Genomic DNA, 24,803 nt, shown 5'->3' with positions numbered 1-24,803 from the left:
CCATGACCATGACCTTCGACGACTGCCGGCGCCTCGACGCCGAAGACCCCCTCGCCACCCTGCGCGGCCAATTCATCCTGCCCGAGGGCGTGATCTACCTGGACGGCAACTCGCTCGGCGTGCTGCCCGGCGCTGCGCCGGCGCGCATCGCCGAAGTGGTGACGCAGGAATGGGGCGAAGGCCTGATCCGCTCCTGGAACAGCGCGCGCTGGATCGACTTGCCGCAGCGCCTCGGCGACAAGCTGGCTCGCCTCATCGGCGCCGCCCCAGGCGAAGTGGTGTGCACCGACGGCACCTCCGTCAATCTCTACAAGGTCCTGTTCGCCGCGCTCTCGCAGATGATCCCGACCGGGCGGCGCGTGGTGATCAGCGAGCGCAGCAACTTCCCGACCGACCTCTACATCGCCGAGTCGCTGTGCCGCGAGCGCGGCTTCACGCTGAAGCTGATCGATGAAAGCGAGCTGCCCGCCGTGCTGGACGAGCAGGTGGCCGTGCTGATGCTGACCCACGTGAACTACCGCACCGGCGCCATGCACGACATGAAGACCCTCACCGCCGCCGCCCATGCCGCGGGCGTGCTGACGGTGTGGGACCTGGCGCACAGCGCGGGCGCGGTGCCGGTCGCGCTCAACGACAGTGGAGCCGATTTCGCGATCGGCTGCGGCTACAAGTACCTCAATGGCGGCCCGGGCGCGCCGGCCTTCGTGTGGGTGCATGCGCGCCACGCCAGCCGCTTCGAGCAGCCGCTGTCGGGCTGGTTCGGCCACGCGGCGCCCTTCGAATTCAGCCCGCACTACCGCCCGGCGCCGGGCGTGGCACGCTACCTCTGCGGCACCCAGCCCATCATCGCGCTGTCCGCGCTGGAATGCGGGATCGACACGGTGCTTGCTGCGGAGCCTTTCGACGGCAAGGGCGGCAGCATGGCAGCCCTGCGCGCCAAGTCGCTGGCGCTGACCGATGCCTTCATCGCCCTGGTCGAACAACGCTGCCCGGGCCGCTTCACGCTGATCACGCCGCGCGAGCACGCCAGGCGCGGCTCCCAGGTCTGCCTCGCGCTCGCCGACGGCGGGGCGGGCGCCTACGCCATCGTGCAGGCGCTGATCGCCCGCGGCGTGATCGGCGATTTCCGCGCCGGCGACACCCGGATGCCCGACATCCTGCGCTTCGGCTTCACGCCCTTGTACCTCGGCTTCGAGGATGTCTGGAACGCCGTCGAGCACCTGGTGCAGGTGCTGGAGCACGAGGAATGGAAGCAGCCCGAGTTCACCCAGAAGCTGGCCGTGACCTGAAGAAAGCCCCCTCATGAGCACCGAAAAGATCGTTCACGAAGAAAAGGCGCAACTCGACTTCAGCGCCTCGATGAGCTACAGCGACTACCTCAGCCTGGACGCCATCCTCAACGCCCAGCATCCGCGCTCGCCCGCGCACGACGAGATGCTCTTCATCGTGCAGCACCAGACCAGCGAACTGTGGATGAAGCTGATGCTGCACGAGCTGCGCGCGGCGATCCGCTGCGTCGCCGAGGACGATCTCGCCAGCGCCTTCAAGATGCTGGCGCGCGTCTCGCGCATCATGGAGCAGCTGGTGCACGCCTGGGACGTGCTGGCCACCATGACGCCACCCGAATACAGCGCGATGCGGCCCTATCTCGGCAGCTCCAGCGGATTCCAGAGCTGGCAATACCGCTGCATCGAGTTCGCGCTCGGCAACAAGAACGCTGCCATGCTCAAGCCGCACGCGCACCGGCCTGAACTGCTGGCGGAAGTCGACGCGGCCTGGCGCGCGCCCTCGCTCTACGACGAGGCGCTGCGCCTGCTGGCGCGGCGGGGCTTCGCCATTCCGGCCGACCATGTCGAGCGCGACTGGACCCGGCCTTACGAGATCAGCGACGGCGTCGAGCAGGCCTGGCTGGTGATCTACCGCGACCCGAAGCAGCATTGGGAGCTCTATCAGCTGGGCGAGGAGCTGACCGACCTGGAAGACGCCTTCCGCCTCTGGCGCTTCCGCCATGTGACCACCGTGGAGCGCGTGATCGGCTTCAAGCGTGGCACGGGCGGCACGGGCGGCGTAAGCTACCTGCGCAAGATGCTCGATGTGGTGCTTTTCCCTGAGATCTGGAAGCTGCGCACCGACCTGTAGGCCCGACAACGACCAAGGAAACGACGATGAGTGATCACTTTGCCGACGACGAGCTGAGCCTTCTGCGCGAGCACGGTATCGTGCTGTTCGCCGAGCGCGTGATCTTCGACGCCCAGCCGCCGATGACGGTGGAGCAGATCGCAGCCGTGCAAGCGCTTTGCGCCGGACCGATCCCGCCCGAGCTGGTCGCGCTCTGGCAGCGCACCGCGGGCGGCCGCATCGACTACGACCTGCACCTGCGCATGAACGGCTACGAGGAAGCGGTCAGCTGGACCGACCTCTTCTGGGACGGCAGCGGCACGGGCAACAGCCTTCAGACCTGGATCGCGCATGAACAGCAAGGCGCGCAGGAAGCCGCCGCCGCCAGCGGCCAGCCTTGGGATGGCCGGCTCACCGCCTTGCCCTTCGGCGGCTTCGAGGACAGCGACCGCATCTACGCCGTGGTCGAAAAGGGCGCGGATTATGGCCACATCCTCGCCTGGAAGCAGGGCCTGCCCGAGGCCTGGGCGCACGCCATGCACGAGGACGGCATGACCACCATCGCGCACGACCTGCCCGCAGCCTTCGCCGCGCTGCACCTGGAGGAAGACCCCCTGGAGCCTGCCGGCGATTACTTCACCGGCCAGGCGCTGCTCGCGTACCTCGACGAGCGGCACCAGTCGCACGGCCTAGCGCTCGAGTTGATGGACAAGCTGGTGGCCTTCTACCGCCGCGCCATGGTCGACTGGCGCACGCCGCTGTCCGCGGGCACGCTGGAGAGGGATGGACGCCTTTCGCGCATCGCGCTGCGTCATGCGATCGCGGCCGACGATCCGGCGCTGATCGCCAAGCTGGCCGCTACCGGCGTCGCGTTCGACGGACCCCTTCACGGGAGCGCGACGGCCACCGACCTGGCGCTCGCGCACGGGGCGCACCACGCGGCGGAAGCGCTGGCACGCGCGGGCGCGCCCGTGTCGCCCGATGCCCTGGACGCCATCGACAGCGCGGTCTCGCCCGAGCTGGCGACGCTGCTGCTCGCGCGGGGCGCCCAGCCCAGCGCGACCGCCATCGCGGAGTGCGTGGCCTGCGGCGCGCCGGCGGCGGCGCGGGTGATCGCCGACGCGTACCGCCAACAACACGACGACCTGCCGGAAGCCTTCGAGGCCGCGCGCAACGGCATGCTCGCCGAACTCGAGCGATCGCTGGCCGAGGTGCGCACCGGCAAGATCAGCCATTACCTCGGCGCCGAGGGGCTGGCCGAGCGCGTCGACCACCTCCAGAGCTTCGAGCTCTGATCACTCAGCCGCCGTAGAGCCACGGCACGTCGAGCAGCCGTGCCCCCAACAGCCGCAGGGCCGTGTCGCGGCCCAGTCGCATCAGGCCGGTCGCATGAAAGATCTCGCCGTTGCGGCGCGCGCGCGCCTGCACCTGCGCATTGCGTTCCCAGCGCGCCTCCGCATAGCGCGCGAGACGCGGCGGCACGTCCTCCGCGGTGCAGCCGTCGAGCGCCTCGGCCAGCGCCACGCCGTCCTCGATCGCCATGCCCGCGCCCTGGGCCAGGTAGGGCAGCATCGGATGCGCGGCGTCACCGGCCAGGGCCACGCGCTCACCGGCCATCTGCTCGGGACCGCTGAGCGGTGGCCGGTCGCAGAGCGTCCAGGCGCGCCAGGCGGGCATCGCCTCCAGCAGGGCCTGCAGGCCGGCGCCGGTGCGGCCGGTGGCGGCCTGCAGCGCGGCCAGGCTGCTGGCCTGGTCCCAATCGCGCGCATCGCCTGCCGGAGCGGCCTCGGCCAACACCACCACGTTGAGCGCCTCGCCGCGACGCACCGGGTAGGCCACCGCATGCAGGCGCGGACCGAGCCAGACGCAGATCTGCGTGCTGCGCAGCGCCGCCGGCAACGCCGACTGGTCGACCAGGGCGCGCCAGGCCGTGTGGCCGGTGGTGCGCGGCGGGGCAGCGTCCTCCACCACCCGTGTGCGCAACGCGCTCCAGAGGCCGTCGGCGCCGATCAGCGCATCGCCCTCCCATGCCCGAGTGCCGGTGCTCGAGACGCAGACCGCGCCCGCCCGCGCCACGGCCTCGGTGATCCGCGTCCCCGTGTTGAGGGTGACCGCGCCGCTGCCGCGCACGGCCGCCAGCAGCAGCGCATGCAGGTCGGCGCGATGCACGCAAAGATAGGGTGCGCCATAGCTGCGCAGCATTGCGTTGCCGAGCGGCAGGCGCGCGATTTCGCCGCCGTGCACCGCACTGCGCACCACGAGGACCTCGGGCTTCGCGGCGACGCGCATCAGCGGCTGCCACACGCCGAGTGCCTGTAAGCGGCGCGCGACGTTGGGACCGAGCTGGATCCCCGCACCCACTTCGGCGAAGGCCACGGCCTGTTCGAACAGGTCGACCCGATGGCGGCGGCGGCCCAGGGCGAGCGCGCTCGCCAGGCCCGCAATGCCGCCGCCTGCGATCAGGACATGAGCGGCGCGCATGCCGCTCAAGGTGCGGAAGTCTTGTGCCTGGCTCTCGCCGAGGAATCGTCAGCGATGCCGCAACTGCCGCAGCTGTCGCACGAACCGCAGCCCGAGGTCTTGGCCAGCGACGCGGCCAGTTGCTGCGCCCGCTGCGCATCGACCAGGCCCGCGCGCTGCGAGCCCGAAGCGAGCCGGGCGGCCGCAGCGCGGCGCCAGCCTGCGGGCATCCAGCGCCAGGCGGCGTAGAGCGCCGCCAGCGCGACGATCAACCCGACGATGATCTGTTGCGTCATCTCATCCTCCTGTGAGTGCCAGGGCCACACGATAGGTAATCCAGCACGCCATGTAGGCAAGGGCGAACAGGTAGCCGGCCATGACCCACACGTAGCGCCAGGAGCCCGTTTCACGCTTGACAGCGGCCAGCGTCGAGATGCACTGCGGCGCGAACACGTACCAGACCAGCAGCGACAGCGCCGTGGCGAGCGACCAGCTGCCGGCGATCAGCGGCTGCAGCTGGCCCGCGACGTCGTCGCCGGTGGCCGAAAGCGCATACACCGTGCCGAGCGCGCCCACGGCGACCTCGCGCGCCGCCATGCCGGGCACCAGCGCGATTGAGATCTGCCAGTTGAAGCCGATGGGGGCGAAGAGATGCTCCAGGACGCGGCCGATCATGCCGGCCAGGCTGTACTGGATCGCCGGGCCGGTCGCACCCGCGGGCGGCGAGGGGAAGGTGGACAGGAACCACAGCAGGATCGTCAGCGTCAGGATGATGGTGCCCACCCGCTGGATGAAGATCCATGCGCGTTCGTACAGGCCCAGCGCCAGGTTGCGCGGATTGGGCCAGCGGTAGGCCGGCAGCTCCATCATCAGCGGCGAGCGCTGCTGGCTATGGCGGAACCGCTTCATGACCCAGGCCACGGCCATGGCGGAGACGATGCCGAAGACGTACAGCGCGAACAGCACCACGCCCTGCAGGTTGAACACGCCGCCCACGGTGCGCGCCGGGATGAAGGCCCCGATCAGCAGCGCATAGACCGGCAGCCGCGCCGAGCAGGTCATCAGCGGCGCGATCATGATGGTCGTCAGCCGGTCGCGCCAGTTGCTGATGGTGCGCGTCGCCATCACGCCGGGAATCGCGCAGGCGAAGCTCGACAGCAGCGGGATGAAGGAGCGGCCCGACAGCCCCACCGTGCCCATCACGCGGTCGAGCAGGAAGGCGGCGCGGGGCAGGTAGCCCGAGTCTTCGAGCGCCAGGATGAACAGGAACAGGATCAGGATCTGCGGCAGGAACACGATCACGCCGCCCGCGCCGGCGATGATGCCGTCGACCAGCAGGCTCTGCAGCATGCCCTCGGGCACCAGGTGCTTCACCAGCTCGCCGAAAGCGGCCGTGCCTTCCTTGATCGCATCCATGGGCACCGTGGCCCAGCTGAACACGGCCTGGAACATCAGGAACAGCGTGACCGCCAGCACCACCATGCCCCACAGCGGATGCATCACCACGCGGTCGATGCGGTCGCTGGCGGCCAGGCTGCCCGCCGGCTCGCGCACCGCTGCGGCCAGGATGCGGCGCACCTCGCGCTGCGTGGCCAGCACGTCGTCGAGGCCGGGCGCCTGCCACCGCGCCGGCTGGGCGACCACAACCGGCGCATCGAGCTGCGCCAGCAGGCCCTGCGCGCCTCCCGCATTCACGCCGACCGTCTCGATCACCGGCACGCCGAGCTCGCGCGCCAGCAAGGGCACGTCGATCACGATGCCCTGCTTCTTCGCCATGTCGATCATGTTGAGCGCCACCACCATCGGCAGGCCCAGGCGCCTGGCTTCCAGCACCAGCCGCAGGTTGAGCCGCAGGTTGGTCGCGTCGGTCACGCACACCAGCAGGTCGGGCAAGGCCTCCTCGCTGCGGCCGGTGACGACGTCGCGCGTGACCGCCTCGTCGGCCGAGAGCGCATTCAGGCTGTATGCACCGGGCAGGTCGAGCACGGCCACGCGCCGGCCGGCCGCCGTGCGCAGCAGGCCTTCCTTGCGCTCGACCGTCACGCCGGCATAGTTGGCGACCTTCTGGCGGCTGCCGGTGAGCAGGTTGAAAAGCGCGGTCTTGCCGCAGTTGGGATTACCCAGCAGCGCGATGCGGCCCGGCGGCGCTGACGAAACGGCGGCGCCGGGCTGGAAGTTCAGGGTCGCCTCAACCATGGTGCGCGGCTCCCGGCAGGACGCGAACCAGCGCGGCCTCGTGCCGGCGCAGTGCGAAGGTGGTGTGCCCCAGGCGCACGGCCAGCGGCTCGCGGTTCGGCACGCCGCTGGCGACGATGCGCACCACTTCGCCGGGCACGAAACCGATCTCGGTCAGGCGAAGGACGAGGTCGCGCGCTTCCGCTTCCTCAGGCCTGGACACGTCGAGCACGGTGGCCCACTGGTGGCTGGGGAGCTGGTCGAGGCTGATGGCGGCCGTCGCCGCGCCGTTCATGGAGGTCACCCGAAGATCCAAAATCGACAAAATGAGAATTATTCTCGAAAACGGGCGTCTTGGGCGAGTCGAAAGCCAAGTATCCATGTCGGGCAGGCATGATCAGGCCATGACCGACCCGCAGCCTGACCCGCCACTCGCCCCCCGATCCGGCCTTCCGTCCGCCGCTGCCGATGAGGCGCCTGCGCCGCCGGCGGCTGCGCACGCCCCGCTCCGGCAATGGATCGTCGAGGGGCTGCGCGCCTCGGTGCTCCTGCCGCCTCGCATCGAGGCCTCCCCCACGCCATGGCAACTGCTGCTCCTGGTGCTGCTTCCGAGCCTGCTGTCCATCGGCGCGGCGCGGCTACAGATCGAGGGCCCGGCCACCTTCCACCCTCTGCCGGCGCTCCAGTCCTTCTGGGCGATCACACTGTCGCTGTGGGTCGGCTGGTGGACGCTGAGCACCACGTCCACGCGAGGCGCCCTCGGTCGCTGGTTCGCCCTCGGCACCTGGGCTGCCCTGCCCTGGAGCCTGCTGATGGCCGGCATGTCCCTGGCGTATTTCCGAGGTTGGCTGCCGAGCGTGCTGACCACGGTGCAGGGCTTCTGGGCGGTCTATGGGTCGCTGATCGGGATCGGCCTGGTTGCGGCGATCCGCCTGATGGCGCGCTGCGTCATGAGTCCGTCGCGGCTGGCGATCTTCGTGCCGGGCGTGCTGGCGATCAATGCGCTCGGCATCTGGCAGGGCCTGCAGGAACAGCAGAACGTCTGGCAGGAAGACACCCGCTCCGCGGCCGCAGAACCCGAGCGGCCCCGGCTGCACCTGACCCAGGAAATCTTCGAGGCGCAGCAGGCCGTCTGGCAACGCGCCGTCGACGGCATCGCGCCCCGGCGCGCCGGCGAGGCCCAGGTCTACGGCCTGGTGTTCGCGCCCTATGCCTCGGAGGATGTGTTCCTGCGCGAGAGCGCCATGGTGGGGACGCTGCTGGAGGAGCGTTTCGACGCCCGCGGCCATGTACTGCGCCTGATCAACCACGCGACGACCTCGGAGGAACTGCCCTGGGCGACGCCCCTCAACCTGCGCCGCGCCGTGCAAGCGATGGCCGCGCGCATGGACCGTGAGCACGACGTGCTGGTGATCTACTTGACCTCCCACGGCGCCAACGACTTCAAGCTGGCTTCCGCCCACTGGCCGCTCGTCGTGCCCCGGCTGACACCGCAGGAACTGCGCGAGACGCTGGATGCAGCCGGCATCCGGCACCGGGTGATCGCGATCTCGGCCTGCTATGCGGGCGGCTGGATCGAACCGCTGGCCACCGATCAAAGCCTGATCATGACGGCGGCCGATGCCGAGCACACCTCCTACGGCTGCGGCCATCGCTCACCGCTCACCTTCTTCGGCCGCGCGGTGTTCGACGAGGCGCTGCGCAAGACGCGCTCCTTCGAGGCAGCGTTCGCGCAGGCAGTGCCGGTGATCCGGCAGCGCGAAATCGATGCCGGCAAGGAGGACGGCTTTTCGAATCCGCAGATCCACGTGGGCGCAGGCATCCGGCCCGTGCTGGACCGGCTGGCGCAGCGGCTCGGCAAAGACTGAGTCCTTGTCGAAAGCGAGCCTGATCTCAGGCTGCGAGCAGTTGCCTCAGCACGAACGGGAGAATGCCCCCGTGCTTGTAGTAGTCGACCTCGATCGGCGTGTCGATGCGCAAACGCACCGTCACCTCCTGGTGCGTGCCGTCGGCGCGGTGCACGACGATCTTCACGTCCATCTGCGGCTTGAGCTCGCCGCCGATCACCACGTCGATCTTCTCCTCGCCGGTCAGCCCCAGGCTTTCCCATGAATCGGCGCCGCGGAACTGCAGCGGCAGCACGCCCATGCCGACCAGGTTGGCGCGGTGGATGCGCTCGAAGCTGCGCGCCACCACCGCCCTGATGCCCAGGAGCTGCGTGCCCTTGGCCGCCCAGTCGCGCGACGAGCCGGTGCCGTATTCCTCGCCGCCGAAGATCACGGTGGGGACCCCCTGCTCGATGTACTTCATCGCCGCGTCGTAGATGAACATCTTCTCGCCGCCGGGCTGGAACAGCGTCACGCCGCCCTCCTCGCGCGAACCGTCGGGGCCGGCCGGGATCATCAGGTTCTTGATGCGCACGTTGGCGAAGGTGCCGCGCATCATCACGTCATGATTGCCGCGGCGCGAGCCGTAGCTGTTGAAGTCAGCCTTCGAAACGCCGTTGGCCTTGAGCCAGATGCCGGCGGGCGAGCTCTCCTTGATCGCCCCGGCCGGCGAGATGTGGTCGGTGGTGATCGAGTCGCCGAACAGGGCCATGATGCGCGCGCCGGTGAAGCCGGCGTCCGCGGCATGCGGCTGCATCTTGAAACCCTCGAAGAAGGGCGGCTCGGCGATGTAGGTGGACTTCGGCCAGTCGTAGACCTGGCCGGTCGTGCCCTTGATGCTGCTCCACAGCTTGCCCGGGTTGTCCTGGATCTGCTCGTAGTTCTTGCGGAAGGCCTTGGCGTTCATCGCATAGTGCAGGTTCTCGTCGATCTCCTTCGCGCTGGGCCAGATGTCGCCCAGGTAGACGTCCTTGCCCTTCTTGCCCTTGCCCAAAGGCTGGGTCATGAGGTCGACCATCACGTTGCCCGCGATCGCATAGGCCACCACCAGCGGCGGCGAGGCCAGGAAGTTGGCCTTGATGTTGGGATGGATGCGGGCCTCGAAGTTGCGGTTGCCCGACAGCACGGCCGCACCCACCAGGTTGTTGCTGGTGATCGCCTCGTTGATCTCGGGCGCCAGATCGCCCGCATTGCCGATGCAGGTGGTGCAGCCGTAGCCGGCCAGGTAGAAGCCCAGCTTCTCGAGATAGGGCAGCAGCTGCGCCTTCTGGAGGTACTCGGTCACGATGCGCGAGCCCGGCGCGAGCGAGGTCTTGATGTGCGGCTTGACGCGCAGCCCCGCCTCCACCGCCTTCTTGGCCAGCAGGCCGGCGGCCAGCAGCACGCTGGGGTTGGAGGTGTTGGTGCACGAGGTGATGGCGGCGATCAGCACGTCGCCGTTCCCGATGGTCACGCCGTCGGCCTTGGTGTGGGCGGCGGTCTCGCCCACGTGCGCGGCTTCGGCCGTCGGCTTGTTGTCGGCCATCTCGACCACCTGCCTCGGCGCACCCGGCTTGGGGTCGGCCGGCGGCTTCTCGGCCGATTCGCCGTTGTACGCGAGCGAATAGCGCGCCCGCAGCTTGTCGGCCGGCTGGTTGAAGCCGTTGGCCTCGATGGGCTTGCTGTAGAGCTCGGAGAACTTGGTCGCCAGGTGCCCGAGGTCGATGCGGTCCTGCGGGCGCTTGGGGCCGGCCAGGCTGGGCGTCACGGTGCCCAGGTCGAGCTTGACGACCTTGGTGTAGTTCAGCTCGCCGGGCGCCGGCATGCCGAACAGGCCCTGCGCCTTGTAATAGGCCTCGAAACGCTCGATTTCCTTGTCGGTGCGGCCGGTGCCCCTGAAATAGGCGACGGTCATCTCGTCCACCGGGAAGAAGCCCATGGTCGCGCCGTACTCGGGGGCCATGTTGCCGATGGTTGCGCGGTCGGGCACGGGAATGGAGGCGGCGCCCGGCCCGAAGAACTCGACGAACTTGCCCACCACCTTCTCGCTGCGCAAGATGTTCGTGACGTAGAGCACCAGGTCGGTGGCGGTGACACCCTCGCGCAGCTTGCCGCCGAGCTCGAAGCCCACCACGTCGGGCGTCAGGAAGTAGACCGGCTGGCCCAGCATCGCGGCCTCGGCCTCGATGCCGCCGACACCCCACCCCACCACGCCGATACCGTTGATCATGGTCGTGTGGCTGTCGGTGCCCACCAGCGAGTCGGGGTAGTAGACCGGGGGGTCACCCTGGTCGTGCGGGCTCTTGTAGACGCCACGCGCGAAGTACTCGAGGTTGACCTGGTGCACGATGCCGAAGCCGGGCGGCACCACGCGGAAGGTGTCGAAGGCCTGCATGCCCCATTTCATGAACTGGTAGCGCTCGTTGTTGCGCTGGAACTCCAGCTTCATGTTCAGGTCGAGCGCTTTCGGCGTGCCGTAATAGTCGACCATCACCGAATGGTCGACCACCAGGTCCACGGGCACCAGGGGCTCGATGGTCTTGGGCGCCTTGCCCAGCGACTTGGCCACGCTGCGCATCGCGGCGAGGTCGGCGAGCAGCGGCACGCCGGTGAAATCCTGCAGCACCACACGCGTCACCACGAAGGGGATCTCTTCGGTGCGCTCCGCGCCCGGCTGCCAGTTGGCCAGCTGCTCGACATGCTCGGCCGAGACCTTCTTGCCGTCGCAGTTGCGCAGCACCGACTCGAGCACGATGCGGATCGAGACCGGCAGTTTGTCGATATTGGGGTATTGCCTGGCGAGTTCCTTGAGGGACCAGTATTTGCCGGCTTTGCCCGATGCTGTCTTGAAGGTCTTGAGCGTGGAAGCAAAGGCGTGCACCGGTTCTCGGGCCATGAGGAACTCCTTGGATTCGTGGAAGCACCTCAAAGATAGCAGGGTTCGATGACGGCAGGCGGCACGGCGCGGCGCATCCCTGCGCCGCAGGCCCTCAAAGCCACGCCGCCGCCCCGCATCCGGTCGATGACCTGCGAGGTCATGGCCGCCCGGCGCGGCTTCACTAGGATGCTGGCCATGAGCACGCCTTCTATGCCGCCCACCGCCGCAGATTCCTTCGGCGCGCACCTGCGCCACTGGCGCCAGCACCGCCGCCTGAGCCAGCTCGACCTGGCGCACGAGGCCCAGGTCTCCACCCGCCACCTCAGTTACGTCGAGACCGGCCGCGCGGAGCCCAGCCGCGAGATGGTGCTGCGCCTGGCCGAGCGCCTGGAGGTGCCGCTGCGCGAGCGAAATACGCTGCTGGTCGCCGCCGGCTACGCGCCGATGTACCGGCAGCGCTCGCTCGACGATCCGGCGATGGCCCCCGCCCGGCAGGCGGTGCAGCGGGTGCTGGAGGGGCACGAGCCCTTTCCTGCGCTGGCGGTGGACCGCCACTGGAACCTGGTGGCGCACAACGCGCTGGTGCCCCTGCTGATGGCCGGCGCAGCGCCGGCGCTGCTGCAGCCGCCGATCAACGTGCTGCGGCTCAGCCTGCACCCGGAGGGCGTCGCGCCGCGCATCGCCAACCTGGCGCAGTGGCGCGCGCACCTCCTCGAACGGCTGCAGCAGCAGATCGCGGCCACCGGCGATGCAGCGCTGGTCGCGCTGCACGACGAGCTCGCGGCCTACCCCTCGCCGCAGGTGAGCCACGACACGCCGGCCAACAACAGCGAACTGGCCGGCGTGGCCGTGCCCTTCCAGTTCGTGATGCCGCAGGGCGTGCTGAGCTTCATCAGCACGACCACCATCTTCGGTACGCCGGTCGATGTCACGCTGCAGGAGCTGGCGGTCGAATCCTTCTTCCCCGCGGATGCGCAGACGGCTGCGGCCCTGGCCGCGATGAGCCAGGGAAAAGAAGCAGAAAAAAAGCCCGCCTAGTTGCGGGCTCTTGCTGCTGCGCCGGCGCGAACAGCGATCAGGCTGCGACCTTGGCTGCCACTCCCGTGTAATCCTCGATCTTGTCGAAGTTCAGGTATTGGTAGATCTGGTCGCTGGCGGCCTCGAGCACGCCGGTGCTGGCCATGTACTCTTCCTTGGTCGGAATGCGGCCCAGGCGTGAGCAGATGGCGGCCAGCTCGGCGCTGCCCAGGTACACGTTGGTGTTCTTGCCGAGGCGATTCGGGAAGTTCCGAGTGCTGGTCGACATCACGGTCGCGCCTTCGCGCACCTGGGCCTGGTTGCCCATGCACAGCGAGCAGCCCGGCATCTCGGTGCGCGCACCCGCATTGCCGAAAACGCCGTAGTGGCCTTCCTCGGTGAGCTGGTGCGCGTCCATCTTGGTCGGCGGCGCGATCCACAGCTTGACGGGGATGTCTCGCTTGCCTTCCAGCAGCTTGGAGGCTGCGCGGAAATGGCCGATGTTGGTCATGCACGAGCCGATGAAGACCTCGTCGATCTGGGCGCCGGCCACGTCCGACAGCGTCTTCACGTCGTCCGGATCGTTGGGGCAGGCCACGATGGGTTCGTGGATGTCGGCCAGGTCGATCTCGATCACCGCGGCGTACTCGGCGTCGTCGTCGCCCTTCAGCAGCTGCGGGTCCTTCAACCAGGCTTCCTGCGCGGCGATGCGACGGCCCAGCGTGCGAGCATCGGCATAGCCCTCGGCGATCATCCAGCGCATCAGCGTGATGTTGCTGTTGATGTACTCGATGATCGGCTCCTTGTTCAGGTGCACCGTGCAGCCGGCTGCCGAACGCTCGGCCGAAGCGTCGCTCAGCTCGAAGGCCTGCTCCACCTTGAGGTCCGGCAGGCCTTCGATCTCGAGGATGCGGCCCGAGAAGATGTTCTTCTTGCCCTTCTTCTCGACGGTCAGCAGACCCTGCTTGATGGCGTACAGCGGGATCGCGTTGACCAGATCGCGCAACGTGACGCCGGGCTGCATCTTGCCCTTGAAGCGCACCAGCACCGACTCGGGCATGTCCAGCGGCATCACGCCGGTCGCGGCCGCGAAGGCCACCAGGCCGGAGCCGGCCGGGAAGCTGATGCCGATCGGGAAGCGGGTGTGGCTGTCGCCGCCGGTGCCCACGGTGTCGGGCGTCAGCAAGCGGTTGAGCCAGCTGTGGATCACGCCATCGCCCGGGCGCAGCGAGACGCCGCCGCGCGTGGAGATGAACTCCGGCAGCTCGTGGTGCGTCTTCACATCGACCTTCTTGGGGTAGGCCGCCGTGTGGCAGAAGGACTGCATCACCAGGTCGGCACTGAAGCCCAGGCAGGCCAGGTCCTTGAGTTCGTCGCGCGTCATCGGGCCGGTGGTGTCCTGGCTGCCGACCGAGGTCATCTTGGGCTCGCAATAGGTGCCGGGGCGTACGCCCTGTCCTTCAGGCAGGCCGCAGGCGCGGCCGACCATCTTCTGGGCCAGCGAGTAGCCCTTCTTGGTGTCGACCGGGCTGACCGGCAGGCGGAACAGCGTCGAGACGGGCAGCCCCAGCGCTTCACGCGCCTTCGCCGTGAGGCCTCGGCCGATGATCAGCGGAATGCGGCCGCCGGCGCGCACCTCGTCGAACAGCACCTCGCTCTTGACCTTGAACTCGGCGATGACCTTGCCGTCCTTCAGCGCCTTGCCCTCGTAGGGGCGCAGCTCGACCACGTCGCCCATCTCCATCTGGCTCACGTCGAGCTCGATGGGCAGGGCACCGGCGTCTTCCATCGTGTTGTAGAAGATCGGCGCGATCTTGGCGCCCAGGCAGACGCCGCCGAAGCGCTTGTTGGGGATGAACGGAATGTCCTGGCCGGTGAACCAGAGCACCGAGTTGGTGGCGCTCTTGCGCGACGAACCGGTGCCGACCACATCGCCCACATAGGCGACCAGGTGGCCCTTGTCCTTCAGCGACTCGATGAACTTGACCGGGCCGCGCTTGCCGTCCTCTTCAGGCGTGATGCCGGGGCGGGCGTTCTTGAGCATCGCGAGCGCATGCATCGGGATGTCGGGGCGCGTGGTGGCGTCGGGCGCGGGCGAGAGGTCGTCGGTGTTGGTCTCGCCGCTCACCTTGAACACGGTGATGGTGAGGCTTTGCGGCACTTCCGGGCGGCTGGTGAACCACTCGGCATCGGCCCAGCTCTGCAGCACGGCCTGGGCGTTGGCATTGCCCTTGTCGGCCTTTTCCTTGACGTCGTGGAACTGGTCGAACATCAGGAGGGTCTTCTTCAGCCCCTCGGCGGCGACACCGCCCACCTCGGCATCGTCGAGCAGGTCGATCAGCGGGCCGATGTTGTAGCCGCCCAGCATGGTCCCCAGCAGCTCGGTGGCGTGGGCGCGCGAGACGAGCAGGCTCTTCTCGCTGCCATGGGCCACCGCAGCCAGGTAGCTCGCCTTGACCTTCGCCGCATCGTCCACGCCGGCCGGCACGCGGTGCGTAAGCAGGTTCAGCAGGAACTCGCCGTCCTTGGCGGTCGCGGTCTTCATCAGTTCGATGACTTCGCTGGTCTGCTTGGCCGACAGGGGCAGCGGCGGGATGCCGAGCGCGGCGCGCTCGGCGACATGGTCAACGTAGGCTTGCAACATTTTTTCTCTTCTCCGAGATCGGAACCGGTGTGGCGGCCGAAGCAAAAGGCGGGCCGCCGGCGCCTTGATTACTTCTTGGGAGCGTCCGCGCCGTCGAACAGGCTCTTGGGCGGGTTCTTCTTCATGTCTTCCGCCACCGTGGCCTGCTCGCTGGCCTGGCATTCATCGGCCAGGCGCAGGCCCTGCTTCTGGCTCATCAGCATGGACTTGTTGCCCAGCTGCAGCCACATGGCTTCGGCCTTGGGATCCTCCAGGCGAATCGCGCCCGTGCGGCTGTTGACCGGGTGCATGAAGTACTTGGTGCTGCCGTGCGTCAGGACGAAGAAGCCGGGCTTCTTCTGGCTGGCCTCGATCGCCACGCTGGCGCCGAGCTCGCACTTGATGGTGCCGGTGAGCACGCGCTTGGAGACTTCCATGTCCTCGGGCGTCAGCACGACGTCGGACTCTTCGCTGATGGGCTTGCCTTCCTCGATCTTCTTGATGACGCGCTTGGGCACCACCTTCTGCGTGACTTTCTTGGCCGTCTTCGCGGCCCGCTCCTTGAGCGGCGGCTTGGCCGGCGTCTCCTGGGCCAAGGCCGACAGGGGCAACGCGAGCGCGACAGCGGCGATCAGGGCAATTTTCTTCATGGGTGTCTGTTCCTTTGAGGAGGTGTGGTTTTCAGGATGACGCCGCCGCAAACCATGCCTGCGCTTCCGGCGGCAGCGCACGGCCGGTGGCGTGCGCCCGCGAAAGCACGTGCCAGAAATGACGGTAGCTTGCGCGGTCGTGCAATGTGCCATCAAAACTGACCGGCGCCCAATCGGCAGCGGCCGCCGACGCTATGATTTTTGTAGCCATTTGAATCTGCCGCTCGTCCGGCGCGAAGGCCTCGAGGATGGGGCGGATCTGATTCGGATGGATGCTCCACATGCGCGTGTAGCCGAACTCGCGGGCGGCCTTCTTCGCGGCGCCGCGCATGGCATCGACATCGTTGAATTCGGTTACCACGCAATGCGAAGGCACCTTGCCGTGCGCGTGCGCGGCCGAGGCGATCTCGAGCTTGGCACGCACCACCAGCGGATGGGTGAACTGGCCCGCCGCGCCCATGCCCTCCGCGGGAATCGCGCCGCCATGGGCCGAGACAAAGTCCATCAGGCCGAAGCTCAGCGACTGCACGCGCGGGTGGGAGGCGATCTCGAAGGCTTGATGCACCGCGAAGGGCGATTCGATCAGCACATGCAGCGGCAAGGCCTCCGCGCCGGCGGCATTGAGCGCCTGGACCGCCTCGCGCACATCCGCGGCCGACTCGACCTTGGGCACCATCAGGTGGCTCAGGCGATGGCCGGCCCGCCCCGCGATAGTGACCACGTCCCCGGCGAAGGCCGGATGGTCGACCGGATGCACGCGCACGCCGACGCGCATGCCGGGCGCGGCAGCCAGCGCGAGTTCGGTGACGAGCGCCGCGTGTTCGGCCTCGCCGCCCACGGGGGCACCGTCTTCGCAATCGAGGGTGACGTCGAACACGCAGGCGCCGAACTCCTGGGCCATCTCGGCCTGCAGCGCGAGGCTCTTGCGCATGCGCGCCTCGACGCCGCTGTAGTGATCGCACACCGGCAGCACCACGCCGCCGGCCTGCGCGCCGAGCAGCACTTCCCGTGGATGGGCGGCGGATTCGCTCATGGCTTTCGCTGCGCGACGATGAACATGCGCGGGAAGGCCAGCAGCCGCTTGCCGTCCGTTCGCGCGGGATAGGCGCCATCGACGCGCCGCTCGTACTCGGCCAGGTAGCTCGCCTGCAGATCGGTCGGCAGCCGGTCGACGAAGGGCTTGAGGCCGGTGCCGCGCACCCATTCGACGATCGCGGCCGCCGAGGCCATCGGGTGCTGGTAAGCAGTGCGCCAGACGTCGACCTGTGCCGCTTCGGCGGCCAGCAGGTCGTAGTACCCGGCCAGCGGCAGCAGCAGGGCGCGCAGTCCGTCGGCATCGCCGATACGCTCGGCCCACGGCGCCTCCGACGCGACTTCGCGCATCAGCCGGTGCGTGGCCTCCTCGCGGTTGTCGGGCATCTGGACGGCGAGCACGCCACCAGGCGCCAGGGCGGCGAACAGGCGCGGGACCAGCGTCTCATGGTCCGGCACCCATTGCAACGAGGCATTGGCGTAGATGAGATCGGGCGGCGACTCGGGCTGCCAGCTCGCGATGTCGCTGAGTTCGAAGCGCGCCGCGGGCAGGCGCTCGCGCGCGCTCTTCAGCATCGCTTCGGAATTGTCGGTGCCGATCACCTCGGCACCGGGGAATCGCTGCACCAGCAGCTCGGTGGAATTGCCGGGGCCGCAGCCCAAGTCGACCGCACGGGTCGCGGCGGACAGCGGAACCCGCGCCAGCAGTTCCCGTGCGGGGCGCGTGCGCTCGTCCTCGTAGCGACGGTAGAGCGCAGGATTCCAGTCGAGCATGCCGGTGACTGAGGGGTTGCGCTTACAGCAGGTGGGCGACGCCAGCCTGCTCGTCCTGCAGTTCCTTCAGGGTCTTGTCGATGCGTTCCTGGCTGAACTTGTCGATCTCCAGGCCTTCGACCAGCTTGTATTCGCCGTTCTCGGTGGTGACCGGGAAGCCGAAGATCACATCCTTGGGAATGCCGTACTGGCCGTCGGAAGGGATGCCCATCGTGACCCACTTGCCGTTGGAGCCCAGGGCCCAGTCGCGCATGTGGTCGATGGCGGCGTTGGCGGCCGAGGCAGCCGAGGACAGGCCCCGCGCCTCGATGATGGCGGCGCCGCGCTTGCCCACGGTGGGCAGGAACACCTCGGCGTTCCAGACCTGGTCGTTGATCAGGTCCTTGACGCTCTTGCCGCCGACGGTGGCGAAGCGGTAGTCGGCGTACATCGTGGGCGAGTGGTTGCCCCAGACGGTGAGTTTCTCGATGTCGCCCACGGCGGTACCGGTCTTGGCCGCGATCTGGCTGGCGGCGCGGTTGTGGTCCAGGCGCAGCATGGCGGTGAAGTTCTTGCGCGGCAGGCTGGGCGCGCTCTTCATCGCGATGTAGGCGTTGGTGTTGGCCGGGTTGCCGACCACCAGCACCTTGACATTGCGGCTGGCGACCTTGTCGAGGGCTTTGCCCTGGGCGGTGAAGATCTGCGCGTTGGCGGCCAGCAGGTCGGCACGCTCCATGCCGGGGCCGCGTGGACGGGCGCCGACGAGCAACGCGTAGTCGGCATCCTTGAAGGCGACCAGCGGATCGCCGGTGGGGATCACGCCCGCCAGCAGCGGGAAAGCGCAGTCCTCGAGCTCCATGATCACGCCCTTGAGCGCCTTCTGCGCTTTCTCGTCCGGGATCTCGAGCAGTTGCAGGATGACCGGCTGGTCCTTGCCGAGCATCTCGCCGGAGGCGATACGGAACAGCAGGGCGTAACCGATTTGGCCGGCGGCGCCGGTGACGGCAACGCGAACAGGCTTTTTGCTCATGGGAAAACTCCAGGAAAAGTGAATACGGTGCGCGGTCGCGGGTGCGGCCGCGGAGGTCGGGCCGGGCGATGCGCCCGGTCGCATAGGCCGGCTCGGATTTTATGCCGATTTGCACTTTCGATGGCGCCAGTCTTGTGTCTTATATAAGATGTCGGCCGGAACGCGCCGCGATGGCGCGTCCGGCCCTGCCATGACCACCTCCACCACCGCGCTTGCCGAGTCGGCGACGCCCTCGTTCAGCCCGCTCTACCAGCAGATCAAGTCCTTGATCCTGCAGAGCCTGCACGCCGGCGAATGGAAGCCGGGCGAGCCGATCCCGAGCGAGATCGAGTTGGCCGCCCGCTTTCGCGTGAGCCAGGGCACGGTACGCAAGGCCATCGACGAGCTGGCGGCCGAGAACCTGGTGGTGCGTCGCCAAGGCAAAGGGACCTTCGTCGCCACCCATGCCGAGCAGCATGTGCAATACCGCTTTCTCAAGCTGGTTCCCGACAGCGGCAACGCCGACGGCGAAGGCCCCGCCGAGCGCGAAATCGTCGACTGCAAGCGGTTGCGCGCCAGCGCCGATATCGCGCGCCTGCTTGCGCTTCGCACCGGCGATGCAGTGCTGCAGGTGCGGCGCGTGCTCGCCTATGGCGGCAAGCCCACCATCCTCGAAGACCTCTGGCTGCCCGGCGCTCCCTTCAAGGGCCTCACCGCCGAGCGCCTGAATGCCTGGCACGGGCCGATGTACGCGATGTTCGAGACCGAGTTCGGCGTCCGCATGGTGCGCGCAGAGGAAAAGATCCGTGCCGTGCTGCCGGACGAGGCGCAGGCCGCGCTGCTCCGGGTCAGCACCGCCACGCCGCTTCTGAGCGTGGAGCGCGTGGCCCACACCTACCACGACACCCCGATGGAGCTGCGCCGCGGCCTCTACCGCACCGACACACACCACTACCGCAATGAGCTCGGCTGAGCACCTCGGCGCTGCGGCCATCCGGCTGGCGTGGCGCGAGCATCCGAGCGGAACACTGCGTTCACAGTTCGGCGTCAGCGGCACGATGGTGCGTTGCAATAGAATTTTGCGTTGTTTGCATTTCCGCCAAAGAACAAGCCGCCCCCGCTAAAAATTCCGAAAGTCCCCATGACAGAGCTGGCCACACCACCCCGACCACAGCGGCGCGAGTTCCGCAACATCAACGCTTTCACCGACCTGACGACCTACCGGCTTCCACCGGCCGGCCTGGTGTCGATCCTGCACCGCATCAGCGGCGTGCTGATGTTCCTGCTGCTGCCCTTCGTGATCTGGATGTTCGACACATCGGTGTCCTCCGAGTACTCCTATGCCCGCTTCAAGGCCGCCTTCAACAGCGGCCTTGGTTTCGTTCCAGGCTGGTTCCTCAAGCTGATGGCGCTGGCGCTGATCTGGGCCTACCTGCACCACTTCATCGCCGGCCTGCGCCATCTCTGGATGGACGTGAGCCATGCCGCGGTCAACAAGGAATTCGGCCAGAGCTCGGCCATCGCCACGCTCGCCATCAGCATCCTGCTGACGGTCGCGCTGGGTGCCAAGCTCTTCGGCCTTTATTGATTTGCGGGACAGATCTTCATCTCTGTCCCCAACTGACCAGGAAACTGACTCATGTCTGTGAACTACGGCTCCAAACGCGTCGTCGTCGGCGCGCACTACGGACTTCGCGATTGGCTCAGCCAGCGCATCACCGGCGCCCTGATGGCGCTCTTCACCATCATCCTGCTGGCACAGGTGCTCTTCACGCGCGGGCCGATCGGCTACGACGCCTGGGCCGGGATCTTCGCCGCGCAGTGGATGAAGGTACTCACCTTCGTGGTGATCGCCTCTGTGCTCTATCACGTGTGGGTCGGCATGCGCGACGTCTGGATGGACTACGTCCAGCCGGTCGGCATCCGTCTCGTCCTGCAGGTTTTCACGATCGTCTGGCTTGTGGCATGCGCGGGTTGGGCCATTCAAGTGCTCTGGAGAATCTAAGCGCCATGTCTTCCTATACCAAAGAACAGATCACCAAGCGCAAGTTCGACGTCGTCATCGTCGGCGCCGGCGGCTCCGGCATGCGCGCTTCGCTGCAGCTGGCGCGTGCGGGCCTGAACGTTGCCGTGCTGTCGAAGGTCTTCCCCACCCGCTCGCACACCGTGGCAGCGCAGGGCGGCGTCGGCGCCTCGCTCGGCAACATGAGCGAAGACAACTGGCATTACCACTTCTACGACACGATCAAGGGCTCCGACTGGCTCGGCGACCAGGACGCGATCGAGTTCATGTGCCGCGAGGCTCCGAAGGTGGTCTACGAGCTCGAGCACTTCGGCATGCCCTTCGACCGCAACCCGGACGGCACCATCTACCAGCGCCCCTTCGGTGGGCACACGGCCAACTACGGCGAGAAGCCGGTGCAGCGCGCCTGCGCCGCGGCCGACCGCACCGGCCACGCGATGCTGCACACGCTGTACCAGAAGAACGTGGAAGCGCGCACCCAGTTCTTCGTCGAGTGGATGGCGCTCGACCTGATCCGCGACGCCGAGGGCGACGTGGTCGGCGTGACCGCGCTCGAGATGGAAACCGGCGACCTGCACATCCTGCAGGCCAAGACCGTGCTGCTGGCCACCGGCGGCGCAGGCCGGATCTTCGGTGCCTCGACCAACGCCTTCATCAACACTGGCGACGGCCTGGGCATGGCGGCGCGCTCGGGCATCCCGCTGCAGGACATGGAGTTCTGGCAGTTCCATCCGACGGGGGTGGCCGGCGCCGGCGTGCTGCTGACCGAGGGCTGCCGCGGCGAGGGTGCGATCCTGATCAACAGCAACGGCGAGCGCTTCATGGAGCGCTATGCGCCCACGCTGAAGGACCTGGCCCCGCGCGACTTCGTCTCGCGCTCGATGGACCAGGAGATCAAGGAAGGCCGCGGCTGCGGTCCCAACAAGGACTACGTGCTGCTCAAGATGGACCATCTGGGCGCAGAGACCATCCACAAGCGGCTGCCTTCGGTGTACGAGATCGGCGTCAACTTCGCCAACGTCGACATCACGAAGGAGCCGATCCCGGTGGTGCCCACCATCCACTACCAGATGGGCGGCATTCCCACCAACATCCACGGTCAGGTCGTGGTGCAGAAGAGCGAGGACAACAGCGCCGTGATCAATGGCCTCTATGCAGTGGGCGAATGCTCCTGCGTGAGCGTGCACGGCGCCAATCGCCTGGGCACCAACTCGCTGCTCGACTTGCTGGTGTTCGGCCGCGCCGCCGGCAACCACATCGTCGAGTTCAACGAAAAGACCCGCGAGCACAAACCGCTCCCGGCCGACGCCGCCGACCGCACGCTGGAGCGGCTGAACCAGCTCGAGGCCTCGACCTCGGGCGAATACGCGCAGGACGTGGCGGGCGAGATCCGCGCGACGATGCAGAAGCACGCCGCCGTGTTCCGCACCCAGGCGTCGATGGACGAGGGCGTCACCAAGATCGCGGCAGTGCGCGCACGCGTCGCCGACGTCACGCTCAAGGACAAGTCACGCGTCTTCAACACCGCGCGCATCGAGGCACTGGAGGTCGACAACCTCATCGAGGTGGCGCAAGCCACGATGGTCTCGGCCGCCGCACGCAAGGAATGCCGCGGCGCCCACACGGTCGAGGACTACGAGCGCCCGGCCGACGATCCTGTCGCGCCACTGGGCCGCGACGATGCGAACTGGATGAAGCACACGCTCTGGTACAGCGAGGGCAACCGCCTGTCGTACAAGCCCGTCAAGTTGAAGCCGCTGACGGTCGATTCGGTGCCACCCAAGGTCCGTACGTTCTAAGACACACCACAAGGTTTCCACGATGAAGCGCACATTCCAGATCTACCGCTACGACCCCGACAAGGACGCCAAGCCCTATATGCAGACGGTGGAGGTCGAGCTCGACGGCCACGAGCGCATGCTGCTCGACGCCTTGATGAAGCTCAAGGCGCAGGACCCTTCGCTGTCCTTCCGCCGCTCCTGCCGCGAAGGCGTCTGCGGCTCGGATGCGATGAACATCAACGGAAAGAACGGCCTGGCCTGCCTGACCAACATGAACACGCTCAAGGGCACGGTGGTGCTGAAGCCGCTACCCGGCCTGCCCGTGATCCGCGACTTGATCGTGGACATGACGCAGTTCTTCAAGCAGTACAACTCGATCAAGCCCTATCTGCAGAACGATACGGTGCCGCCCGAGAAGGAGCGCCTGCAATCGCCCGAGGAACGCGACGAGCTCAACGGCCTCTACGAATGCATCCTGTGCGCGAGCTGCTCGACCAGCTGCCCGAGCTTCTGGTGGAACCCCGACAAGTTCGTCGGCCCGGCGGGCCTGCTGCAGGCTTACCGCTTCATCGCCGACAGCCGCGACGAGGCCACGGCCGAGCGCCTGGACAACCTGGAAGACCCGTACCGCCTGTTCCGCTGCCACACCATCATGAACTGCGTGGACGTGTGCCCGAAGAGCCTGAACCCGACCAAGGCCATCGGCAAAATCAAGGAACTGATGGTGCGGCGCGCCATCTAGCCATCCGCGACCTCATGCCATCCGCCGCCGACCTCGACCAGCCGATCAGCGAACGCGCGCTGAGCAAGCTCAAGTGGCGCTGCAGGCGCGGCTTGCTCGAAAACGACCTGTTCATTGCCCGCTTCTTCGAGCTGCATGAGCAAAGCCTGACCTGCGGGCAGGCGCAGGCGCTGGAGACATTGATGGACCTGTCGGACAACGATCTGCTCGACCTCTTGCTCCGAAGAAAGGAGCCCGAGCCTGGATGGGCCGGCGCCGAAGTGATCGAACTGTTGCAGCTGATGCGTACCGAAGGCGCGCACCCCCTCGCTTCCTGATCAATTTTTTGAAAGACACTCGCAATGAAAGCATCCGACACCAAAGCCACCCTGTCGTTCAGCAACGGCGGACAGAACGTCGAGCTGCCGATCTACAAGGGCACCATGGGTCCCGATGTGATCGACATCCGCAAGCTCTACGCCCAGACGGGAATGTTCACCTACGACCCGGGCTTCATGTCGACGGCCTCGTGCGAGTCGGCCATTACCTATATCGACGGCGACAAGGGTGAGCTGCTCTACCGCGGTTACCCGATCGAGCAGCTCGCGACCAACTGCGACTTCCTCGAGACTTGCCACCTGCTGCTGTACGGCGAGCTGCCGAACGAAGGCCAGAAGGCCGGCTTCACCAAGCTCGTGACCAACCACACCATGGTCAACGAGCAGATGCAGTTCTTCCTGCGCGGCTTCCGCCGCGACGCGCACCCGATGGCCATCATGACCGGCCTGGTCGGCGCGCTCTCGGCCTTCTATCACGACAGCACGGACATCAACAATCCGAAGCATCGCGAGATCGCGGCGATCCGCCTGATCGCGAAGATGCCGACACTGGTGGCCATGGCCTACAAGTACACCATCGGCCAGCCGTACATGTACCCGAAGAACAACCTGAGCTACGCGGGCAACTTCCTGCACATGATGTTCGCGACGCCGTGCGAGGAGTACAAGGTCAGCCCGGTGCTCGAGCGCGCGCTCGACCGCATCTTCATCCTGCACGCCGACCACGAGCAGAACGCCTCGACCTCCACCGTGCGCCTGTGCGGTTCCTCCGGCACCAATCCCTTCGCCGCGATCGCGGCCGGCGTGGCCTGCCTCTGGGGCCCGGCCCACGGCGGCGCCAATGAGGCGGCGCTCAACATGCTCTACGACATCCAGAAGGCCGGCGGCGTCGACAAGATCGGCGAATTCATCAAGCAGGTCAAGGACAAGAACTCGAACGTCAAGCTGATGGGCTTCGGCCACCGCGTCTACAAGAACTACGACCCGCGCGCCAAGCTGATGCAGGAAACCTGCCGCGAGGTGCTCGGCGAGCTGGGCCTGGAGAACGACCCGCTGTTCAAGCTCGCCATGGCGCTCGAAAAGATCGCACTCGAGGACGAGTACTTCGTCTCGCGCAAGCTCTACCCGAACGTGGACTTCTACTCGGGCATCGTGCAGCGCGCGATCGGCATCCCGGTGCCGCTGTTCACGGCCATCTTCGCGCTGGCGCGCACGGTGGGCTGGATCGCCCAGCTCAACGAGATGATCGGCGACCCCGAGTACAAGATCGGCCGCCCGCGCCAGCTCTTCGAAGGCTCGCCCAAGCGCGACGTGCAGCCGCTCAGCCGACGCTAAGCGTTCGCGGCGCTCACTCGGGAAA

23 protein-coding genes are annotated in these 24,803 nt (G+C 67.4%); 12 read left to right on the top strand and 11 right to left on the bottom strand.

Annotated elements, in window-relative coordinates; translation table 11 throughout:
- Nucleotides 1-2 precede the first annotated feature (2 nt).
- The 3 genes from kynU to J2739_RS16180 are packed head-to-tail and all read left to right on the top strand — an operon-like array spanning nucleotide 3 to nucleotide 3,413.
- A complete protein-coding gene (kynU, locus tag J2739_RS16190) occupies nucleotides 3-1,289 on the top strand; it encodes a kynureninase (protein WP_309903623.1) in 1,287 nt (428 codons plus the stop codon).
- A gap of 13 nt (nucleotides 1,290-1,302) precedes the next feature.
- Complete coding sequence (gene kynA, locus J2739_RS16185; protein ID WP_309903415.1) at nucleotides 1,303-2,139, top strand: tryptophan 2,3-dioxygenase; 837 nt, start codon at nucleotides 1,303-1,305, stop codon at nucleotides 2,137-2,139.
- A 26-nt stretch (nucleotides 2,140-2,165) separates the two neighbouring features.
- The gene (locus J2739_RS16180; RefSeq protein ID WP_309903413.1) at nucleotides 2,166-3,413 is read left to right on the top strand and encodes an SMI1/KNR4 family protein; all 1,248 of its coding nucleotides are present in this window, start codon (nucleotides 2,166-2,168) and stop codon (nucleotides 3,411-3,413) included.
- A gap of 4 nt (nucleotides 3,414-3,417) precedes the next feature.
- Here the strand turns inward: J2739_RS16180 and J2739_RS16175 are convergent, their stop codons facing one another.
- From J2739_RS16175 to J2739_RS16160, 4 genes are read right to left on the bottom strand one after another with little or no spacing between them, the layout of a single operon-like run.
- On the bottom strand, nucleotides 3,418-4,599 hold the full coding sequence (locus J2739_RS16175; RefSeq protein ID WP_309903622.1) for an FAD-dependent monooxygenase: 1,182 nt from the start codon (nucleotides 4,597-4,599) through the stop codon (nucleotides 3,418-3,420).
- Between the two features lie 5 nt (nucleotides 4,600-4,604).
- Nucleotides 4,605-4,874 carry a DUF6587 family protein gene (locus J2739_RS16170; RefSeq protein WP_309903412.1) on the bottom strand — a complete coding sequence of 90 codons (270 nt, stop codon included), beginning with the start codon at nucleotides 4,872-4,874 and terminating at the stop codon, nucleotides 4,605-4,607.
- Nucleotide 4,875: 1 nt separating this feature from the next.
- On the bottom strand, nucleotides 4,876-6,774 hold the full coding sequence (gene feoB / locus J2739_RS16165; protein WP_309903410.1) for a ferrous iron transporter B: 1,899 nt from the start codon (nucleotides 6,772-6,774) through the stop codon (nucleotides 4,876-4,878).
- Nucleotides 6,767-7,048, bottom strand: coding sequence for a FeoA family protein (locus tag J2739_RS16160; protein ID WP_106555306.1), 282 nt, complete (start codon nucleotides 7,046-7,048; stop codon nucleotides 6,767-6,769). The genes feoB and J2739_RS16160 overlap by 8 nt, the downstream gene beginning before the upstream one ends.
- Nucleotides 7,049-7,157: 109 nt before the next feature.
- Between J2739_RS16160 and J2739_RS16155 the strand changes: the two genes are divergently transcribed.
- Nucleotides 7,158-8,621 (top strand): C13 family peptidase, encoded by a 1,464-nt coding sequence (locus J2739_RS16155; RefSeq protein WP_309903408.1) that lies wholly within the window; start codon nucleotides 7,158-7,160, stop codon nucleotides 8,619-8,621.
- 25 nt (nucleotides 8,622-8,646) lie between these two features.
- Here the strand turns inward: J2739_RS16155 and J2739_RS16150 are convergent, their stop codons facing one another.
- Together J2739_RS16150 and J2739_RS16145 are read right to left on the bottom strand one after the other, a co-directional pair.
- On the bottom strand, nucleotides 8,647-11,514 hold the full coding sequence (locus tag J2739_RS16150; protein ID WP_309903406.1) for an aconitate hydratase: 2,868 nt from the start codon (nucleotides 11,512-11,514) through the stop codon (nucleotides 8,647-8,649).
- 29 nt (nucleotides 11,515-11,543) lie between these two features.
- Entirely contained in the window at nucleotides 11,544-11,693 is a 150-nt protein-coding gene (locus J2739_RS16145) for a hypothetical protein (RefSeq protein WP_309903404.1), read from the bottom strand.
- Here J2739_RS16145 and J2739_RS16140 point away from each other — a divergent pair.
- Nucleotides 11,683-12,534: a helix-turn-helix domain-containing protein gene (locus J2739_RS16140; protein ID WP_405053899.1), complete on the top strand. Its 852-nt coding sequence runs from the start codon at nucleotides 11,683-11,685 to the stop codon at nucleotides 12,532-12,534. The genes J2739_RS16145 and J2739_RS16140 overlap by 11 nt on opposite strands.
- A 37-nt stretch (nucleotides 12,535-12,571) precedes the next feature.
- Here the strand turns inward: J2739_RS16140 and acnB are convergent, their stop codons facing one another.
- From acnB to J2739_RS16115, 5 genes are all read right to left on the bottom strand, one after another.
- On the bottom strand, nucleotides 12,572-15,157 hold the full coding sequence (acnB, locus tag J2739_RS16135) for a bifunctional aconitate hydratase 2/2-methylisocitrate dehydratase (RefSeq protein ID WP_309903400.1): 2,586 nt from the start codon (nucleotides 15,155-15,157) through the stop codon (nucleotides 12,572-12,574).
- Nucleotides 15,158-15,225: 68 nt separating this feature from the next.
- Nucleotides 15,226-15,786 (bottom strand): hypothetical protein, encoded by a 561-nt coding sequence (locus J2739_RS16130; protein ID WP_309903398.1) that lies wholly within the window; start codon nucleotides 15,784-15,786, stop codon nucleotides 15,226-15,228.
- A gap of 31 nt (nucleotides 15,787-15,817) precedes the next feature.
- Nucleotides 15,818-16,819 carry an HpcH/HpaI aldolase/citrate lyase family protein gene (locus J2739_RS16125; RefSeq protein WP_309903396.1) on the bottom strand — a complete coding sequence of 334 codons (1,002 nt, stop codon included), beginning with the start codon at nucleotides 16,817-16,819 and terminating at the stop codon, nucleotides 15,818-15,820.
- On the bottom strand, nucleotides 16,816-17,592 hold the full coding sequence (gene tam, locus J2739_RS16120; RefSeq protein WP_309903394.1) for a trans-aconitate 2-methyltransferase: 777 nt from the start codon (nucleotides 17,590-17,592) through the stop codon (nucleotides 16,816-16,818). The genes J2739_RS16125 and tam overlap by 4 nt, the downstream gene beginning before the upstream one ends.
- Nucleotides 17,593-17,614: 22 nt before the next feature.
- A complete protein-coding gene (locus J2739_RS16115) occupies nucleotides 17,615-18,601 on the bottom strand; it encodes a malate dehydrogenase (RefSeq protein WP_309903392.1) in 987 nt (328 codons plus the stop codon).
- 190 nt (nucleotides 18,602-18,791) lie between these two features.
- Here J2739_RS16115 and J2739_RS16110 point away from each other — a divergent pair, with 190 nt between their 5' ends.
- From J2739_RS16110 to gltA, 7 genes are all read left to right on the top strand, one after another.
- A complete protein-coding gene (locus J2739_RS16110) occupies nucleotides 18,792-19,553 on the top strand; it encodes a GntR family transcriptional regulator (protein WP_309903390.1) in 762 nt (253 codons plus the stop codon).
- Nucleotides 19,554-19,721: 168 nt separating this feature from the next.
- Complete coding sequence (gene sdhC / locus J2739_RS16105; protein ID WP_309903388.1) at nucleotides 19,722-20,168, top strand: succinate dehydrogenase, cytochrome b556 subunit; 447 nt, start codon at nucleotides 19,722-19,724, stop codon at nucleotides 20,166-20,168.
- Between the two features lie 51 nt (nucleotides 20,169-20,219).
- Complete coding sequence (sdhD, locus tag J2739_RS16100; RefSeq protein WP_309903386.1) at nucleotides 20,220-20,585, top strand: succinate dehydrogenase, hydrophobic membrane anchor protein; 366 nt, start codon at nucleotides 20,220-20,222, stop codon at nucleotides 20,583-20,585.
- Between the two features lie 5 nt (nucleotides 20,586-20,590).
- Entirely contained in the window at nucleotides 20,591-22,402 is a 1,812-nt protein-coding gene (gene sdhA, locus J2739_RS16095) for a succinate dehydrogenase flavoprotein subunit (protein ID WP_309903384.1), read from the top strand.
- A gap of 22 nt (nucleotides 22,403-22,424) precedes the next feature.
- Nucleotides 22,425-23,126: a succinate dehydrogenase iron-sulfur subunit gene (locus J2739_RS16090; protein WP_106555149.1), complete on the top strand. Its 702-nt coding sequence runs from the start codon at nucleotides 22,425-22,427 to the stop codon at nucleotides 23,124-23,126.
- 14 nt (nucleotides 23,127-23,140) lie between these two features.
- Nucleotides 23,141-23,443 (top strand): FAD assembly factor SdhE, encoded by a 303-nt coding sequence (locus J2739_RS16085; RefSeq protein ID WP_309903382.1) that lies wholly within the window; start codon nucleotides 23,141-23,143, stop codon nucleotides 23,441-23,443.
- 24 nt (nucleotides 23,444-23,467) lie between these two features.
- Nucleotides 23,468-24,778 carry a citrate synthase gene (gene gltA / locus J2739_RS16080; protein ID WP_309903380.1) on the top strand — a complete coding sequence of 437 codons (1,311 nt, stop codon included), beginning with the start codon at nucleotides 23,468-23,470 and terminating at the stop codon, nucleotides 24,776-24,778.
- Nucleotides 24,779-24,803 lie beyond the last annotated feature (25 nt).

It is taken from the genome of Variovorax soli (assembly GCF_031454625.1).
Taxonomy (GTDB): Bacteria; Pseudomonadota; Gammaproteobacteria; order Burkholderiales; family Burkholderiaceae_C; genus Variovorax; species Variovorax soli_A.
Note: the sequence above shows the minus strand (reverse complement) of the source record. Positions and strands in the feature narration are given on the sequence as shown.